Source organism: Trichocoleus desertorum AS-A10, assembly GCF_039962155.1.
Taxonomy (GTDB): domain Bacteria; phylum Cyanobacteriota; class Cyanobacteriia; order FACHB-46; family FACHB-46; genus Trichocoleus.
The window spans coordinates 594,587-612,321 of record NZ_JAMPKN010000002.1; the positions used below are offsets into that span (position 1 = coordinate 594,587).

At 49.2% G+C, this 17,735-nt stretch carries 11 protein-coding genes; 6 read left to right on the plus strand and 5 right to left on the minus strand.

Going from position 1 to position 17,735, the window contains the following annotated elements; genetic code table 11:
* Nucleotides 1–64: 64 nt before the first annotated feature.
* Nucleotides 65–952 carry an SDR family oxidoreductase gene (locus NDA01_RS06490; protein WP_348227285.1) on the plus strand — a complete coding sequence of 296 codons (888 nt, stop codon included), beginning with the start codon at nucleotides 65–67 and terminating at the stop codon, nucleotides 950–952.
* A 90-nt stretch (nucleotides 953–1,042) separates the two neighbouring features.
* On the opposite strand, the gene NDA01_RS06495 is transcribed toward NDA01_RS06490, so the two are convergent.
* The 3 genes from NDA01_RS06495 to mnmE form a co-directional block, all read right to left on the minus strand.
* Entirely contained in the window at nucleotides 1,043–5,668 is a 4,626-nt protein-coding gene (locus NDA01_RS06495; RefSeq protein WP_348227286.1) for an ELWxxDGT repeat protein, read from the minus strand.
* A gap of 316 nt (nucleotides 5,669–5,984) precedes the next feature.
* The gene (locus NDA01_RS06500) at nucleotides 5,985–6,761 is read right to left on the minus strand and encodes a TIGR00297 family protein (RefSeq protein WP_348227287.1); all 777 of its coding nucleotides are present in this window, start codon (nucleotides 6,759–6,761) and stop codon (nucleotides 5,985–5,987) included.
* A 93-nt stretch (nucleotides 6,762–6,854) separates the two neighbouring features.
* Complete coding sequence (gene mnmE, locus NDA01_RS06505) at nucleotides 6,855–8,246, minus strand: tRNA uridine-5-carboxymethylaminomethyl(34) synthesis GTPase MnmE (RefSeq protein WP_348227288.1); 1,392 nt, start codon at nucleotides 8,244–8,246, stop codon at nucleotides 6,855–6,857.
* An 85-nt stretch (nucleotides 8,247–8,331) separates the two neighbouring features.
* Here mnmE and NDA01_RS06510 point away from each other — a divergent pair, with 85 nt between their 5' ends.
* Nucleotides 8,332–9,417 carry a mechanosensitive ion channel family protein gene (locus tag NDA01_RS06510; RefSeq protein ID WP_348227289.1) on the plus strand — a complete coding sequence of 362 codons (1,086 nt, stop codon included), beginning with the start codon at nucleotides 8,332–8,334 and terminating at the stop codon, nucleotides 9,415–9,417.
* A 6-nt stretch (nucleotides 9,418–9,423) separates the two neighbouring features.
* Entirely contained in the window at nucleotides 9,424–10,530 is a 1,107-nt protein-coding gene (locus NDA01_RS06515) for a mechanosensitive ion channel family protein (protein ID WP_348227290.1), read from the plus strand.
* A gap of 23 nt (nucleotides 10,531–10,553) precedes the next feature.
* Here NDA01_RS06515 and NDA01_RS06520 read toward each other — a convergent pair whose 3' ends face one another.
* Entirely contained in the window at nucleotides 10,554–11,990 is a 1,437-nt protein-coding gene (locus tag NDA01_RS06520) for a protein adenylyltransferase SelO (RefSeq protein ID WP_348227291.1), read from the minus strand.
* 89 nt (nucleotides 11,991–12,079) lie between these two features.
* Nucleotides 12,080–14,329 (minus strand): RelA/SpoT family protein, encoded by a 2,250-nt coding sequence (locus NDA01_RS06525; protein WP_348227292.1) that lies wholly within the window; start codon nucleotides 14,327–14,329, stop codon nucleotides 12,080–12,082.
* A 384-nt stretch (nucleotides 14,330–14,713) separates the two neighbouring features.
* Here NDA01_RS06525 and patD point away from each other — a divergent pair, with 384 nt between their 5' ends.
* From patD to NDA01_RS06540, 3 genes are all read left to right on the plus strand, one after another.
* On the plus strand, nucleotides 14,714–15,085 hold the full coding sequence (gene patD / locus NDA01_RS06530; RefSeq protein WP_190556670.1) for a heterocyst frequency control protein PatD: 372 nt from the start codon (nucleotides 14,714–14,716) through the stop codon (nucleotides 15,083–15,085).
* 74 nt (nucleotides 15,086–15,159) lie between these two features.
* Entirely contained in the window at nucleotides 15,160–15,756 is a 597-nt protein-coding gene (locus tag NDA01_RS06535; protein ID WP_348227293.1) for a TFIIB-type zinc ribbon-containing protein, read from the plus strand.
* A 209-nt stretch (nucleotides 15,757–15,965) separates the two neighbouring features.
* A complete protein-coding gene (locus NDA01_RS06540) occupies nucleotides 15,966–17,687 on the plus strand; it encodes a dipeptide ABC transporter ATP-binding protein (RefSeq protein ID WP_348227294.1) in 1,722 nt (573 codons plus the stop codon).
* The last annotated feature ends 48 nt before the right edge of the window (nucleotides 17,688–17,735 follow it).

The window sequence follows — 17,735 nt, forward strand, 5'->3', positions numbered from 1 at the left end:
GCAAACTCTTCAACTGAACTTGCTAAACTGCATCAGATAGTTCACCTTCCAGTTGAGTACCCCTATGTTTTTAGTCACTGGAGCCACCGGAGGGCTAGGTCGCAAAATTGTTCACACGCTGTGTGAGCAAGAAAAAGCGGTACGAGCGTTTGTGCGACTAACCTCCCGCTATGCCGAACTAGAACACCGCGGCGCAGAGATCTTTATTGGCGATTTGCGACAAGAGCGCGATATCCAAAAAGCGTGCCAAGGTGTGCAATATGTCATCAGCACCCACGGTGCAACTGGCTCTAGTGATGGTGATGCCCAAACCCTAGACTACCGCGCCAATATTGACTTAATTGATGCCGCTAAAGCGAATGGGGTGCAGCACTTCGTCTTTATTTCGGTGCTAGGAGTCGATCGCGGTTATGAAGACTCTCCCACCTTCAAAGCCAAGTTTGCGGTGGAGCGCTATCTACAAAACAGCGGCCTCAGCTACACCATCCTGCGTCCCTCTGGTTTTTCGTCCAACCTGCTGCCTCTAGCCGAGCAGTTTAGCAACACCGGAATCTATCTCTTGATTGGCGATCCTCACAACCGTTCCTCCATCGTCAGCACCGACGACCTCGCCAGAATTAGCGTTGATGCTGTTTCTAACGAAGCTGCTCACAATCAAATCTTTGCGGTGGGTGGACCCGAAATATTAAAGCGATCGGATATCCCTGCCATCTTTGGCCGCATCTTTGATCGCGATCCCATTGTGGTGAACCCTCCCTTATTCCTATTCGACAGTGTGAGAACCGCAGTTGGTATAGTTAACTCCAGAACCCAAAAGGCTTTGGGCACTCTCCGAACTCTCCTTGCTAATGAGTTTTTCTGTACTTCCAAGGAGATAGAGCGATTGGAATCTACCTTCCACATCAAAATGGAATCTCTCGAAACCTTTCTCCGGCGCTATTTAAGCGTTTAACTGCTTACAAAAAGAGAGTGAGTTTATTCCCCACTCTCTTTTTAGCTTTTTCAGGTCAGGTCAATGAGGGCGATCGCTAAAACACCACTCTTACAAAGCCCACAGCTCTCTCCCATTGATACCATCATCCGCTGCAAAATAGAGCGTACCGTTGACGTTCGTCAACCCAAGAGGAGACGCGCTATTGGATCCTCCATAGATATCCTGAACAAGAGTTGTGCCCGCAGTAGTGCCATCACTTTTCCACAACTCTGTGCCATCAATACCGTCGTTGGCAGTGAAGTATAGGACGCCATCAACATTGACGAAATTGCCAGCAGCACTACTAGTTGCACCTGCACTGATGTCCTTCACTAGCGTAGTTCCGATAGCTGTGCCATCACTCTTCCACAACTCTGTGCCATTGAGCCCGTCATTAGCTGTAAAGTAAAGCGTGCCATTCACATTGGTGAGATTGCTTGGCTCAGAACTGCTTGTGCCTAAATTGATATCCTTCACTAGCGTAGTTCCGACAGCTGTACCATCACTTTTCCACAACTCTGTGCCATTTGCGCTATCGCTTACGGTGAAGAAAAGTATGCCATTCACATTAGTGAGATTAGCGGGAGCCGAACCGCCTGCGCCTGGGTTAACATCTTTCACAACTGTAGTTCCGGTAGCAGTGCCATCACTCTTCCATAACTCGGTACCTGTAGTAGGTTCATAGGCGGTGAAGTAGAGTGTGTTATTGACACTTACAAGGTTGGTTGGCAAAGAACCTTCTTTTCCAGGATTGATATCCTTTAATAACGTGGTGCCCGCAGTGGTTCCATCAGTCTTCCACAACTCAAAGCTATTTGTAGGGTCAAAGGCCCTGAAATAGAGTGTACCGTTGACGTTGGTGAATAAACCTGCCAGAGATTTGTCGAAGCCAGGGCTAATATCCTTCACCAATGTTGTCCCAACGGCAGTGCCATCACTCTTCCATGGTTCCACGCTATGGGTGCCATCGTTCGCCGAGAAGTAGAGTGTGCCATTGAAATTGGTTAATCCCATTGGAGACGCACTCATAAAGCCTGGATAAATATCCTTGACCATTACTGTGCCTGCCTCTGTGCCATCGCTCTTCCACAGTTCGCTACCAGAAGTACTGTCGTAGGTCGTGAAGTAAAGCGTTCCATTCACATTGGTCGGGTTATTAAGCTCTGAGGTGGTGGACCACCCAGTTTGAAACGATTTGACGAGTGTGGTGCCAACAGCTGTGCCATCACTCTTCCAGAGCCCAACAACAGTGCCATCTCCCGCAGTGAAGTAGAGTGTACCATTCACATTAGTCAGCCCATAGGGAGAAGATCTGCCAGCACCAGGGTTAATATCCCTTACGACCCTGGGTAAGCCACCACTCGTCACAACCTCTAGACCGAAGCTACTAGTTAGCGTGGTTATGCCATCGGTGACGCTGAAGTCAAAGCGATCGCTGCTTACCTCTGCACTTGTATTTTGATAGCTGAGGCGACCGCTGTTGATATCATCTTGCGTGAAAGTTTGCCCTGCGGCGAGAACAACATTATTGAGCCTGAGAATACCCTCTGTTGGTAATTGGTTCAGGGTATAAACAACCTGAGTTGCAGGAGTTTCCTCATCAGTCACTAGTAGAGAGAAATTAGTGATCGTGACCGTTTGTCCCAGTCGTACTGTTCGGTCTGCATTATTGATGATTACAGGCGCGTCGTTCACCGGATTGATTGCAATCTGGAAACTGTTGTCACTGAGCGTATTCCCCGCGGCATCCACCACACTAAAGCTAAAGCGATCAATGCTCACTGGATGTGGCTTTCCATTGTGCTCATAGCTGAGGCGATCGCTATCAATATCATCTTGAGTGAATGTTTGATTGGAATTGAGAACAACTCCATCCAGCTTTAGTGTTCCCTGAGCTGGTAAGCTTGCGAGCGTATAGGTGAGCTGAGCTGCATCATTGTCTATATCCGTCGTTTGTAGCTGAGCGGAACCGAGGGTAACGGTGGCTCCTTCATTAACAGTTTGCCCTGCATTTACTGCCAACACTGGAATTGCATTTGCCCCAAAATTGAGGTTGTCAACCGTCTGACCTGCGCTCAAACTGACATCGTAAGTGTCAGGACGACCGAGGGTTAACATCCGCACCCCAGAACCAGTGGCGAGAAATAGAAATTGTCCATCATCACTCACCACCATCTCGCGATCGTAGGTATAAAAGGGGACGGAATCGCCAACATTTTCGCCAATGTCCAAGCGATACAGTTCTTGCCAAGTTTGAGTACTAAAAGCAAGTACTTGATCTGTGACCGAGTCAGCAGCATAAAGAATATCTCTGATTGGGTCAAAAGCAAAGCCACCGTCTAAGTTACTCAAACTCTGAACTGAGTTGAAGTTAGCATCTAAAATCGAAATACTGCTTCCCAGCTGGAGTGCTACCAGTGAGCCATTACGATTGACAGCTGAACCATATCCCAAAAATGCGTTTGTATCAGCCTGTCTAGGAAATGAATCAGTGGTCGCATTGTAGGTGAACATAGGACCACTAGAAATATTGCTCTCTGTCATGAAAAAGAGATTACGGTCAGCACTACGGCTAATATCTGTGTTTTGACGTACTTGACCACCAAAGCTTGAGCCAGCAGTATCTGCACGAACTGATAGAGTATCCGTGCTCAAATTCAACTCGCGGAAAGGAGTCCAACCAGAGCCTTCATATTGTGTACTCAGAAATCCTTTGCCATTGGCAGCAATTTTAAGATCCCAACCTCCGCCCTCACCAAAATCTAGGTTGTAGGTCAAGTTAGTAATAGCTCCAGTCACTAAGTTGACCTTACGCACAAAGCCTTGAGTTGCGCCCCGCAGACCCTCAGCAATATATAGAAAGCTGCTATCCGGTGTAATATCACCCCCATTGAGCGAGTTGCCAACATCAATGGGAGTGAATAAAGTCCGCGTCGCAATGTCATAGCGCTCCAAATCACCATCATCAGTCGTAATGTAAAGGAGAGCTCGCTTAGGGTCAAAAATCAGATCTCGATGATTGGCGATCGGAATAAACAAGCTTTGATCTGAGGGGCGAGTGCCAGGGAATGTTTGTCCCCATCCAGCTTGAGGCACCTCAGCCACGGCATACGCACCTGGAGCTAGGGCAACGAAACTGTAATCACCGTTAGCATCCGTCGTGGTAGAAATCTCGTTAGTATCCAGTTGGTTGTTTTGGTTCTGGTCGAGATAGATCGTCCAGCCTGCTAAACCTGCCTCATCTGGATCCTGAATACCATCACTGTCGCGATCGCTCCACTTTGTACCTTGAATAGAGGCAGTGGTGGGAGCAGGAACAGATGTAGGCGTAACTGAGAGATTGAGATTGTAGTTGGTGTTTGTGTATTCTGTTTCAGGAGAGACCTGTAAATAGTAGGTACCTGGTGCTAAAATCTCGACAAAATCTGGCACGAAAGTATTGGAAATCGTAGTTATGGTTTGGAGAACTTCACCCTCATCCACTACCCCATTATTGTTAGCATCCTGAGCCAGCTTTAAACTGACTACCCCACCCCCACCAGTAAAACTAAGCGATTGCCGCCATTCTTGAGCCGTTGACAAAGTGAACTCATACCAGTCAGAACTGTCGCTGTTGCCCACAAAGTCAGTTAGACTAAGTGGCGTAGAGCCAAGGCCAATCGCGCGAGCTGTAGCTTCGGAATTACCTGCATAGTCGCTGCCTGGACGACCTTCCCCTTGACCGAATGTTAGGTAGTGCCCATAGGCTTGCTGATAATTGAAGCCTGCTGCAATCAGGTCAGGATTGTTTGCTAGATAAACTTGAACATCAAAGTTCGGAGAAGCGAGCCGCCCTTCTGCCAAGCCATAGCGCTGGAAGTGCTCATAGATGCCTCGTTCATTAAGCCCAGCCGCCACTAAATCTGGGTTGAGGGAGCGATAGTAGTTCAAGTCGAAGGCGGGCGAAAAAACTCGACTCTCCCGCAACCCGTACATCTGAAAGTGCTGTAGCAACTGAGTATTGTTCAGTCCAGCATCAATCAAGTCTGGGTTGTTCGTTTTGTAGTAGTTGAGGTCAAAGAAGGGAGTGAACTTTCGGCTTTCATTCAAGCCATAAGTTTGCAAGTGCTGTAAAGCCAAGTGGCGATTGCCTGCAAAGGCTTGATTCACATCTGGGTTATTCGTTAAGTAAAAGTTGAGATCTACAAACGGAGAAAACGCTCGGCCTTCATTCAACCCATACATCTGTAAGTGCTGCAATACTCCAAATCGGTTATTGCCATAGAAGGCAGCTACGTCTGGATTATTGGCGAGATAGAAGTTGAGGTCTACAAAGGGAGAGAAAATGCGAGCTTCGCTCAAGCCATAGGTCTGTAAATGTTGAAGAGCCTGCTCGCGATTCCCTGCAAAGGCTTGGTTGACATCGGGGTTATTCGCCAAGTAAAAGTCAAGATCTAAGAAGGGAGAAAACGCTCGACCTTCTGCGACACCAAAATCTTGCAAGTGCTGGAAGAGCTGCTGATTGCTAGTTAGACCTGCTGCTGCCAAGTCAGGATTACGAGCTTGGTAGAATTGGAGGTTGACAAAGGGAGAGAAGATGCGACCTTCACTCAAGCCGTAGGTAAGGAAGTGAGAAGATGCCTGCTCATCTGTAAGTCCAGCCAAATCAGGATTAAAGGCACGATAAAAATTAGCATCGAACAGCTGGGCAGGCATAAATTATCTTCCTTGCAAATAACGACAATCCGCAACACTAGCAGTAAGCTCTAGTTCCCTCACTCAGGTAGAATAGAGCGCAACTAGGCTTTATGAGCAAAAAATTGAGGGCTGATATGGCTCAGTTTAGGTATAGCTTTCGCTTTCAACTGAGACTAGTGAAACTACAAAGATTCACAGAGATTTTACGGAAGCCTCAAAGATTTTAAGGCCTTTTAGGTATTACTCTTTCTCAGATATAATTCTTGTTTTTTGGTCAGCACTAGTGATATCGCTTCAGGAATGCGATCGCCTCAGTCTCTACTTCTGCAAGGATCTAAGGAGAAATTAACCAAGCTAGTAAAATTGCTGCAACTGCCCCAATTAAGGTATTCAAGATATTCACCACTTCATTGGTGAGCCAATCATATTTAGATTGCAATGTTGCCCCGATCACACTTTCTAGATTAGTGGCAATGAAGGCTGCAATAATGCACAAAGCAACGCCTAACAAACTAATTAAACCCACGCCCCATCCGACAAGGGCGATCGCGGCAGAAGCTACAATTCCCGCTAAAGTGCCTTCTAAACTGACAGCACCTTCAGTTCCGCGCGGTACAGCTTGGAGGGTGGTAATCAAGAAAGTGCGTTTACCGTAGGCTTTTCCTACTTCACTGGCTGAGGTATCCGAGAGTTTGGTGCTAAAGCTCGCCACATAACCGAGGAGTAAGAGAGGGATAAAGAGACGAGCGCTGTTATTAGGGTTCAGCAGAGGAATCAGAAACGCTCCTAAGGCACATAAAGCTCCGACTAATGCAGAACCCCATACATTCTCTGGACCTCTTGCTCCAGAACGCTTCTCAGCAATTCCTTCTGCTTCCTTTTGGGCCATGCCAATCCGAGTTACAGCAGAGCCAACTAGGAAATAGAACATCACGACTACATATCCCTGCCAACCCAATGTTCCCCAAATTAGAACACCCAAGAACCAAGCATGGAGTAGACCTGCTGGGGTGAGAAGTTTCTTGGGGGAGAACCAGGCGATCGCCGCTAGAACAGAGTTAAGAGCCAGAGCAATTAGCCAGGGATTGAAGGACGCGAGTTCAGCAGGCATATCTCAGGTTGCATTAATGGGGATGTAGTCATTCAAGCAAAAATTATTGGGCTTGCACCCCTGCTTTGAATTTTTTGAAGATTACTCCTGGGGTTATTTACCGATACAAAAACGACTAAAGATGCGATCGAGAACTGATTCGGTGACTTCTTCGCCTGTGATTTCTCCCAAGGCTTGAATGGCTCCGCGTAGGTCAATGGTCCAGAAGTCGAGGGGGAGGCGATCGCTCATGGTGGCTTGAACTTGCTGGAGGGCAGCTTTGGCGCGAGTGAGGGCGGCGGCTTGGCGTTGGTTGATGGCTAAATCGAGGTTGGCAGCTTGCAAATTTTCTGTTTGGACAGTAGCGAGGATGGCTTGCTCTAAGTCAGCAATGCCTTGATTTTGGGCGGCGGCTGTCCTCACAACCCGCCGAATCGGTGCGGGATAAGTGATGGATTCTAGATGGGAAGTGGCGACTAGATCGATTTTGTTGATGACTAAAATTAGCGGTCGGTGCTGCACTTGGTCGTAGATGGTTTGGTCAGCCTCGGTCCAACCCGCCTGAGCATCAATGGTGAACAGTACCAAGTCAGCGGCTTGGGCTGCTGATCGCGATCGCTCTACACCAATTTTTTCTACTTGATCCTCGGTATCGCGGATTCCTGCGGTATCCAACACTTGTACGGGGATACCACCGACTACTAGCTGAGATTCCACCACATCACGGGTGGTGCCAGGGAGATCGGTGACGATGGCGCGATCGCTACGGCTCCAAGCATTGAGTAAGCTGGATTTGCCCACATTGGGACGACCGACGATCGCGACTTTGAGGCCAGCCCGCAGCAGTTCTCCTTGTTCGGCAGTGGCCAGAATCCGAGCCACTTCAGCCACCACTTGATGCAGTTGGGTCTGAATTTCAGGTTCATTCAGGGGTGGCAAGTCTTCTTCAAAGTCAATCCGGGCTTCGATTTCGGCCAAGATATCTAAACAGGTGGTTCGGAGTTGGCGGATGGGATGGGCGAGTTTACCTTGCAAGCCTGCCAGAGCGGTTTGAGCGGCTTGAGGCGACCGCGCTCCCACTAAATCGGCAATGCTTTCGGCTTGGGTCAAGTCGAGTCGGCCATTCAGGAACGCTCTTAGGGTAAACTCTCCCGGTTGTGCCAGTTGTGCCCCTTGTTCTAGGCAAAGCTGTAATACTTGCTGTACGGCCATGATGCCACCGTGACAGTGAAACTCGACGACATCTTCACGGGTGTAGGAACGGGGAGTCAGCATTAGTAGTAGTAAGGCTTCGTCTACCACTTGTTGGGTTTCGGGGTGGCGCACATAACCATAGAGAATTTGGTGACTCTGCCAAGTTTGCTGTCCAGGGGCATGAAACAAGGTTTTGGCGATCGCGACTGCTTCAGCCCCAGACATACGAACAATGCCAACACTCCCTTGTTGCGGCACAATGGCTGTAGCGATCGCCGCGATCGTTTTCCCCTGTGTGACTCTCCTAGACATGATTGCTCCGTAACTAGAAGGCTTCAATTACTTGCCTACCCTTCATAATAGGGTCTGGGATGGAAACGCCAAGAGGAATCGTCCAATGTTGGATGCTTTGAGCACTGGCACCGGAATTGAGTTAAGTTTGCTCGCATTGGTGGGGCTGCTGCTAGTGTTTGGCAGTCGTCGGCTTCCCAGCTGGGTCAACTTACTGCTCGATCGCTTTGCCTCGCCAGGGGTGAAAGAGTTTTACCAAAAAGTCGTGGAGCCACACCAAGAACTGGGATGGATAGTGGCAATTTTGGGATTGGTAGAACTTCTAGCACTATTGATTCCTGAAAAGCGGGGGCAGGCGTTTGTTGAGGTACCTGTCAGCCTGGGTCTAACTATTACAGCAAGTTGGTTTGTTTCGCGGTTATTCAAGCAATTTTTTGAGTTTTATATTTTAGAAGCTGTTATTAAAAGTGGACGGAAGTCGAATAGTGAATTCCTGATTTTGATGCAACTGCTGGTAAATATTGGCATTGTCATCATCGCGATCGTGCTCTTTGCCCAAACACACCGCATTAACATCGTTGGCTTAATTGCCAGCTTGGGCATTGGTGGTTTATCAGTGGCTTTTGCCGCCCAGAAAACATTAGAACAACTCTTAGGAGGAATTGTTTTATATCTCGATCGCCCCTTTGTCGTAGATGACTATATTGGCTTACCAGATGGTGTGTTTGGACGAGTGGAATCGATCGGTTTACGCTCAACTAAAATTCGCACATCTGGCAAAGGAACTTTAGTAATTGTGCCTAATAGCTCTCTGACACAGTTAACAATTGAGAATTACACAGGCGGCAAGAAAGTGATGGCTTTGGTTTACTTGAATTTCTATCAAGTCATTGCGATCGCCGACCGAGCTTTAGTTCAGCAAATCATTATTGATAGTACAGATGATATTTTTGGCATTGATACCCAAAACACGATTGTCACATTTAAAGATTTCACCGATGCTTTAGGACAGGCGCGATCGCAAGCTCAAGTTACCTTCTTTATTTTGGGCTCAGAAGAAGTTTCGATGACGCTGCGGCGGCAACTTCTTGACATTGCCAATCAAACCATTACAGAAAAACTAAAATCCTACGGCATTACATTTGATATCGAAGAGCCAACCATTTATGTGGATGCTCCCATCACCATCTAAATCTAGATGAACATTGCTAATTCAGTTTCTAGCTTCCTGCAAGTTGATGTTGCCAGAGCGATATTGCAAAGAGCAACCGTTTTCTTATTATTTTTGCTGCTTTCTTTACTAGTTGGCCGATACACTCCTGAAATTGTCAAGTTAGTAATTCGACGGTTTTCGCCAGAGCAAGTTGCGGAAATTTACGACCATTTAATTGAACCAATTAAACCAATTTTCAAGGTTGCTGGCACGTTCGTTTTAATTTCCTGGTCTCTAGCTTGGATTCGAGTCTATCCTGCGTTTTATGGCTTTATTAAGCCGTTTATTGATCTAGCAGTCGTTATAAGTTTAGCTTGGCTTTCTTCTAGGTTATTTCGGCAATTTGTTCGCACCTATGGCATTGATTTAGTGCGGAAAGTGGGCCGAGAAGTCGATGAGCTGTTGCTGGTGGTAGAAACGTTAGCCAATGTCTTAATTGGATTTATTGCTGTCTTTGCTTTTGCTCAGAGTCAGCAGTTTAACTTAATTGGCTTGATGGCAAGCTTAGGTTTAGGGGGGTTGGCGATCGCCTTTGCTGCCCAAAAAACTTTAGAACAGTTGCTCAGTACAGTTGTTCTCTATCTCGATCGTCCCTTTGAACCCGGTGACTACATTCGTTTACCCAGCGGCTTATTTGGTCGAGTCGAATCCATTGGTTTGCGCTCAACCAAAATTCGCACTGCTGCTAAAAGTACACTGTTCATTGTGCCAAATTCGACTTTGGCTAATTTAGAAATTGAAAACATTACTAGGGGCAAGAAAATCATGGTCTTGCTCTATCTAGACTTCCTAAATAATCTGCAAGATCGAGAGCAAGCTTTAGTACAACAAGTAATTATCGAAAGTACAGATTCAGTGTTTGGGATTGACCCAGGCAGTACCAATATTACTTTTACTCAGCAAGCTCCACCTCAATCGACGCAAGCCAGAGTCACATTTTTTATCTTGGGTTCTAGTGAAAACTCCCTGCAACTCAGAAAACGATTGCTAGAGGTTGCCAATACTAAAATTTCTCAACAACTGAGAAACTTCGGTATTGAGTTTGTACTACAAGAACCCACAATTTATATTGAATCTCCCATCACCATATAGCGTTGATTGAAGCGCAATCGCCCTTAATTTCCACTACGAATCTTTGCTAGCAAATCATAGAATGGTTGCCAGTTGTCTTCCTCGGTGATTGGTGCCCAAATCGCTTCAATTTCAGGGCGGAGCAATGGTGTCGTGGGGTTATGTCGGTTGAGTCTTTGAGCGATGTGCTCCATTTCCTCGATGGGCTGGCTGATTAGCAGGGTGTGATAATGCTGCCGCCAGCTATCCAAACAGGCTTTTTGCTCATCAATGGTAGCAAAGTCAGCAGTTTGAAGAATGCCGCCATCTTCTCGCCAACTGGCATTGAACTGTTGTTTTAAATCGCGGAAGAAAGCGTGATATCCCACTTCACACACTTCCAGCAATTGCAGCGTCCGTTTAATCAATTCATCGGTCTCGGCTTCTGGTAGCTCAGCGAAGCCGAGTTTATTGAGCATGCGTTGGCGATAGACAGCATAGTAATAGTCGCCAAACTTGGCTAAGCCTGCTTCCATATCCGCGATCGCCATGACCGCAGACAAAGGCGTTTGCAGCATCTCTAGATTGAGCTGACAAATTCCCGGTTGGTTGCCATAGCAATAGCGCCCAGAATAATCGAAATATGCTGCCGTAAACCGCAGATCGTAGCGATCCATAAAGGCATAGGGGCCGTAATCGAAACTCTCCCCGGTAATCGACATATTGTCCGTGTTCAGTACGGCATGACAGAATCCTACCGACATCCACTGCGCCGCTAGTTCTGCGACTCGCTGCACTAACTCGGCATAAAACAACGCATAGCGATCGCTCTCTCCTTGCAGGTGAGGATAGTAGTACTCGATCACATGGTCTAGCAGCTTTTGAATCAGATCTTTGCGTTTCAAATAGTGCAGACGCTCAAAGGTACCGAAGCGGATATGCGATCGGTTGAAACGCACCATTACCGAGGAGCGAGTGGGGGAAGGTTCATCGCCACGCCACAAGTTTTCTCCCGTTTCAATCATGCTCAAGCAACGAGAAGTCCGCACGCCCAGATAGTTCAGCGCTTCCGCCGCCAAAACCTCCCGCACGCCGCCTTTTAGTGTCAGCCTACCGTCGCCACCGCGAGAATAGGGCGTGGTGCCAGAGCCTTTGGTGCCAAAGTCGTAAAGTTCGCCATCGGTGCCGCGCACTTGCCCGTAAAGGAAACCGCGACCATCCCCCAAAAAGGCGTTATATTCACCAAACTGATAGCCGTGGTAACGCATTGCCAGCAGCGGTTGGCGACCCTCAAATCTCCCGAACGCCTCAATGAAGTCTTCGTCTGTCACCGCTTGTGGGTCGAGGCCGATTTTGGGCAGCAGGTCATCGTTGCGCCACCGCAAAATTTGGGCAGGAAACGCAGCGGCAGCGACCACATCAGAGTAGTCTTCCCCCAGCGATTCAAACGCAGGTTCGTAGTTGAGGGCAAGAAAGGGATTGGTACGAGCAGCGGGGGTCATGCAAGATCACAGGTAGTCGTCCGGACTCCTTCATCCTGCCACTGATCCACCTGACTTGTGTGCTGAGTTAGTAGCGCGATCGCCTTGGTTTAATCTTCTACTTGGTTCAAACGGCGAATATTCAGCACATCACTCAGTTTCTTAACTTGGCTAAAGGTACGCTCTAGCTGAGCATGGTCGCGAATATCAATCCCTAGGTTGATCGTAGCGGTTTGGTCGGGGAAGGTCTTGACCTGAGCATTGCGGACGTTGATGTTGTTGTCGGTCAGGCGAGACAGAATATCCTTCAGCACCCCGACGCGATCAATCACATCAATTTGAATATCCACTGGATAGTTTTGAGGTCTGGCCCGCTCCTCGTCAATCGGGTTCCAGCTCACAGGAACGAGGCGATCGCCAGGGATTTGGTCGCTGTTTTGACAGCCTTGGCGATGGATCGAAATGCCATGACTCCCACGCGTCACCACCCCGATAATGCGCTCACCAGGAACAGGGTTACAACAACCCGCCAAGTGATATAGCAACCCTTCGACTCCCGCGATTGGAGACTTGCTAGTGGGAGCAACAGGGACAGGCCGCGTGCTGGTATGCAGCGGCAACACTTCCGGCACAGGTACTACAGGTTGTTGCGCCTTGACCGTTTCTCGTAAACGGTTAACGACCAAGCTGAGGGTGACTTCTCCATAGCCCAAAGCTGCCAGCAAATCCTCCACACTATGGTAGTTGCAGCGCTCTGCCGTTGCTTGCATGGGTTGAGACTTAAGCAGGGCATCAAAGCCACTCTTGCCTAGTTCTTTTTCTAATAGTTCTCGACCACGCAATAGATTCTCGTCTCGGTGCGATCGCTTGTACCACTGCCGGATGCGGTTGCGAGCACCACTGGTAACAACGAAGTTCAGCCAGTCGAGGCTGGGGTGTGAGTTCTTCTGCGTCAGGATCTCAACGATATCGCCGTTCTGCAATGGCGTATCTAGCGTGACGATGCGGCCATTCACCTTAGCGCCTGCACAGTGGTTGCCTACTTCGGTATGAATGCGGTAAGCAAAGTCAACTGAGGTCGCGCCAGGACAGAGAGGCACCACATCACCCTTGGGCGTGAAGGCATAGACATCGCCATCAAATAAGTTATCTTTGACGCTCTCTAAATATTCCTGAGCATCCTTGAGGTCACTTTGCCACTCCAGCAACTGCCGCAGCCAAGTGAATTTCTCATCGGCAGCAGTTAGTAGCGTACTGCTACCACCCGTTTCCTTATATTTCCAGTGAGCGGCGATCCCGTATTCTGCCACGTGATGCATTGCTACAGTCCGAATCTGGACTTCTAGGGGGCGTCCATTCAGGCCGATGACGCTGGTATGCAGAGATTGATAGCGGTTGGACTTGGGCAAGCCAATGTAATCTTTAAAACGACCGGGGATCGGGCGGAACGAGTCGTGAACCACAGCTAAGGCGCGGTAGCACTCATCGTTGTTTTGCATAATCACCCGCACCGCAGCCACGTCGTAAATCTCGTGGAATTCTTTTTGCTGCCGCTGCATCTTTTGGTAGATGCCATAGAGATGCTTAGGACGACCACTAATTTCTGAATGCTGCACTCCAATTTGCTGAAGGCGATCGCGCAGAATTTCTGCTACCTTGTTGAGCCGATCTTCGCGATCCGTACGCTTTTCGGACACCAACTGCTGCATTTCACGATAAGCTTCTGGCTCTAGATACTTAAACGATAAGTCTTCCAATTCCCACTTAAACCGACCGATCCCCAGGCGGTTGGCAAGTGGTGCAAAGATTTCTCTGGTTTCCTGGGCAATGCTACGGCGCTTGGCATCAGGCAGATGTTCTAGGGTTCTCATATTGTGCAAGCGGTCGGCCAGCTTCACCACAATCACCCGAATGTCCTGTGCCATTGCCAAAAACATGCGGCGGAAGTTTTCGGCTTGGCGTTCCCGTTTGCTAGAAAAGTTAAACTTTGACAGCTTGGTGACCCCCTCCACCAACCGTCTCACCTCTGGGCCAAAGCGTTCTTCAATCTCTTCGGCTGTCACCTCGGTATCTTCTACCACATCGTGCAAGAAGCCCGCAGCAATCATGGCGCTGCTGCCTCCCAAGTCTCGCAGCAACCCTGAAACGGCAACAGGATGAGCGATGTAAGGTTCCCCAGAGGCGCGGTATTGCCCTTCATGCAGCTGATAGGCAAACTCGAATGCCCGACAAATGAGGTTTGTTTCCTCAAAATGACCAGTCGCATTGGCCTCAGAACCTTTTTGCTGGGTGAGTAAGCATTCCTGAAGCCAGTCAGGAACGACAAAGGGGGTAGTGGGAACTGTTGCCGTTACGTTCATGCTGTGGAAGTGAGGGAAGAATAAGGGGCGGTAGAGTATGGCTGATTCTACTGCATCTAAATGTGTTTAGATATACAAGCATGCCCAGCCAGTAAGCAATTAGTTATTGTGATAGAGGTTGTATAGAGATGCGATAGCTGTTGCAATAGAGGGGACTTGCGGTGCAAATCCACGGAAAATAATTGAAAAACCGTGATCCCCGCCTCGCTGGAGCCAAATCACGATGATATTTGAGTTAAAAAATACTAACGAATATAAGGTTGATTTAATTAAAGTTGGCAGCTTGCCTTTAAACTTTAAGGTCGCAGCCTCAAAGCTGCATCAAACCTTAGGTTTAATAGTAGGAACAAACTCTTATTCTAATCTTAACTAAAGACGCGCCGAATGTTGCCAGAGGCTCATCGCCAAATCTATCAAGAATTTCTGCGATCGCTAGAGCAGCTTCAAGTAAAAGCGACTCAAGCGAAGCCTGATCCCGCTGCCTTAATCGTGGCATTTCAAGAGATCCAGCAGTTTTTTCAGCGCCAAGTTCTAACGCTCAGTTGGGAAAATCATCCTGATACGACGGTGGAACAGCGTGTACAGTCTTATCAAATTGAAATGAATAAACAACTCAAGTTGATGGGAACGGACGTCATGTTCTTGCAAGCAGCTCGCCAATCGAGTACGGCTCAGCAGCGCCAGGTGCAGATTAGCGATCGCCTGAATTTGCTGATTGGGTACTGTAATGTGCTGTTGCAAGTGGATGAGGGGTGACGTTTACCCTGATTCCCCAACCTGATACCCTAATCGTTAAATCGGCAAGTTCTACTGGAGAGGGAAGCTAGCCTGTGCAATGTCCCAAAGATCGACGAGTAGAGCTGGTAGATAGTACGCTGGCTCCTGCGTTGGCAGCGAAGTGCTGCCCTGATTGTCAAGGTACTTGGATTCCAGCGACGGAGTACGAATCTTGGCAAGCTCATCAACCTCAGCCAACGGTTGATGCACTGCCGAAGGTGCTGGATGTGGAGTTTGTCCAGTCTCCGTTTGATACGAAGGCTGCGTTGTGCCCGGAGTGCGGTCGCTACTTATCGCGGGCAAAGGTGGGCGTGAGAATTCCTTTTTATGTGGAACGCTGCCTGGATTGTGGCGGAATCTGGTGCGACCACGGGGAATGGGATGTTTTAGAGAAGATGGGGCTGCATACGGTAATTCAGCAGCTTTTCTCTAGTGAGTGGCAAACCCGCATTCGAGAGAAGGAGTACGCGATCGCGGAGCAACAGGCAACAATTGATAAGTTGGGGCCAGAGTTGGCGGCGCGGGTGTTTGAGTTGGCGGAATATTTACAAGCGCACCCGAATGGGGATTTTGGGGTGGCCTATTTGATGCGACGGTTTGACAAGCCGGAGCCGTTAAAGAAGACTTCTATGAGTCAGGGGCCTTCCTGAAACCAAGCCCTTGGGGGCGCTTGCCCCCAAACCCCCGCTGAGGGACGGTTGCGTCCCCCAGACCCCCTACAAACGAATCTAGCTGTCAGCGTTTCGATACTTTTAGTTCTTCTGTTTCCTCATTCCTGCCCCCGTTATCTACCCCTAAACTCCTAACTCCTCACTTCTCTCCCCTTTCATCGTTCATCCCTCCTCTCTCCTTCTTCCCTATGCCTTCCGACGCTCTGTTTTGTGTAGAAAATCTCCGAGTTGCCTATCCTGCCTCAAGCCGGGGGCAGAAAGCTGACGGGGGAATCGATTGGGCGGTGGATGATGTGTCGTTTACGCTGCAGCCAGGCGATCGCTTGGGGTTGGTGGGGGAGTCGGGTTGTGGCAAGTCTACGTTGGGGCGGGCGGCGATGCGGTTGTTGCCTCCTAATAGTCAGGTGGAGGGGCGGGTGACGTTTCGGGGGCAGTCAGTGTTTGATTTGTCTCCGGGGGAGTTGCGGCGGTTTCGGGGGGAGGCGGTGGCGCTGATCTTCCAAGATCCGATGACTCGGCTTGATCCACTGATGACGATTGGGGAGCATTGTCTGGAGACGTTGCAAGCCCATCGACCCCACCTGTCACGAAAGGAAACGAAGGAACGTGCGATCGCGACATTGGAGGCGGTGAAGATTCCGGCGAGTCGGTGGACACAGTATCCGCATGAGTTTAGTGGGGGGATGCGGCAACGGGTGGCGATCGCGTTGGCGTTGTTGCTTGACCCAAAGCTGATTGTGGCGGATGAGCCGACGACGAGTTTGGATGTGACGGTTTCGGCGCAGATTTTGCAGGAGCTGACGCGGCTGTGTGCAGAGCGAGAAATGGCGCTGCTGCTGATTTCGCACGATTTGGCGATGGTGGGGGAGTACTGCGATCGCATTGCGGTGATGTATGACGGCAAGATGGTGGAAACGGGGCCGACAGTTTCGGTACTAGAAAAACCCCAGCATCCCTATACCAAAGCTTTGTTGGAGTCCGCGCTGCATATTCAGGCGGTTCCGGCGGATGCACCGATTCCATTACCAGATCTTTCGAGTTCTGAGTCTGCTGGCGATGAGTTAAGTTCAAGGGCGATCCCCGACCCTTGGGCCTCCCCGGAAGCGTTGCTGCGGGTAGAAGATTTGAAGCAGTATTACACGCTGGAGCAAAATTTCATCGCGCGTCTGTTTAACAAAGAAGAGCAGACGATTAAGGCGGTGGATGGGATCAACCTGGATCTGTACCCAGGTGAAACGCTGGGTTTGGTGGGTGAGTCGGGGTGTGGCAAGAGTACGCTGTCACGCACGATTTTGCAGTTGATTCGGCCTACGAGCGGCAAGGTGGAGTTTCTGGGAGAAGACCTAACTCGCCTCTCTAAGGAAGCAATGCGGCAGCAGCGGCGACAAATGCAAATGGTGTTTCAAGACCCGCGCGCTTGCCTTAACCCATTGATGACAGTGGGTCAGAGCATTGGCGATCCGTTGGTGATTCACCAGTTGGCAAACTCGGCTGAGGTGAAGCAGCAGGTGTTCTACATGCTGAAGCGGGTAGGACTCACGCCTGCCGAGGAATTTTACCAGCGCTACCCAGCAGATCTTTCCGGAGGCCAACAACAACGAGTGGCGATCGCCCGTGCCCTGATTACTCGCCCGAAGCTGCTGATCTGCGATGAGCCTGTGAGTATGCTGGATGCGACGGTGCAAACGCAAGTACTGGAGCTGATGCGGGAGCTAAAACAGGAGTTTGAACTTACCTATCTATTCATCACTCATGATCTCTGGGTGGCGCGTTTCTTCTGCGATCGTATTGCGGTGATGAATGGCGGCAAGATTGTAGAAATCGGCTCAACCAAGGAGATTTTTACCAATCCGAAGCACCCCTACACTCAAACGCTACTGGGGGCGGCTCCGCTACTAGCTCGACACTAATCGCTTGGCACCCAGTAACGCAACTTGTGAGGAAGCATTGCAATTTAG

Coding starts and splice junctions, on each gene's coding strand:
- patD (WP_190556670.1), top strand. CDS start 14,714: ATGTTGCCAGAGGCTCATCGCCAAATCTATCAAGAATTTCTGCGATCG.
- NDA01_RS06540 (WP_348227294.1), top strand. CDS start 15,966: ATGCCTTCCGACGCTCTGTTTTGTGTAGAAAATCTCCGAGTTGCCTAT.
- NDA01_RS06495 (WP_348227286.1), bottom strand. CDS start 5,668: ATGCCTGCCCAGCTGTTCGATGCTAATTTTTATCGTGCCTTTAATCCT.
- mnmE (WP_348227288.1), bottom strand. CDS start 8,246: ATGTCTAGGAGAGTCACACAGGGGAAAACGATCGCGGCGATCGCTACA.
- NDA01_RS06510 (WP_348227289.1), top strand. CDS start 8,332: ATGTTGGATGCTTTGAGCACTGGCACCGGAATTGAGTTAAGTTTGCTC.
- NDA01_RS06520 (WP_348227291.1), bottom strand. CDS start 11,990: ATGACCCCCGCTGCTCGTACCAATCCCTTTCTTGCCCTCAACTACGAA.
- NDA01_RS06500 (WP_348227287.1), bottom strand. CDS start 6,761: ATGCCTGCTGAACTCGCGTCCTTCAATCCCTGGCTAATTGCTCTGGCT.
- NDA01_RS06525 (WP_348227292.1), bottom strand. CDS start 14,329: ATGAACGTAACGGCAACAGTTCCCACTACCCCCTTTGTCGTTCCTGAC.
- NDA01_RS06490 (WP_348227285.1), top strand. CDS start 65: ATGTTTTTAGTCACTGGAGCCACCGGAGGGCTAGGTCGCAAAATTGTT.
- NDA01_RS06515 (WP_348227290.1), top strand. CDS start 9,424: ATGAACATTGCTAATTCAGTTTCTAGCTTCCTGCAAGTTGATGTTGCC.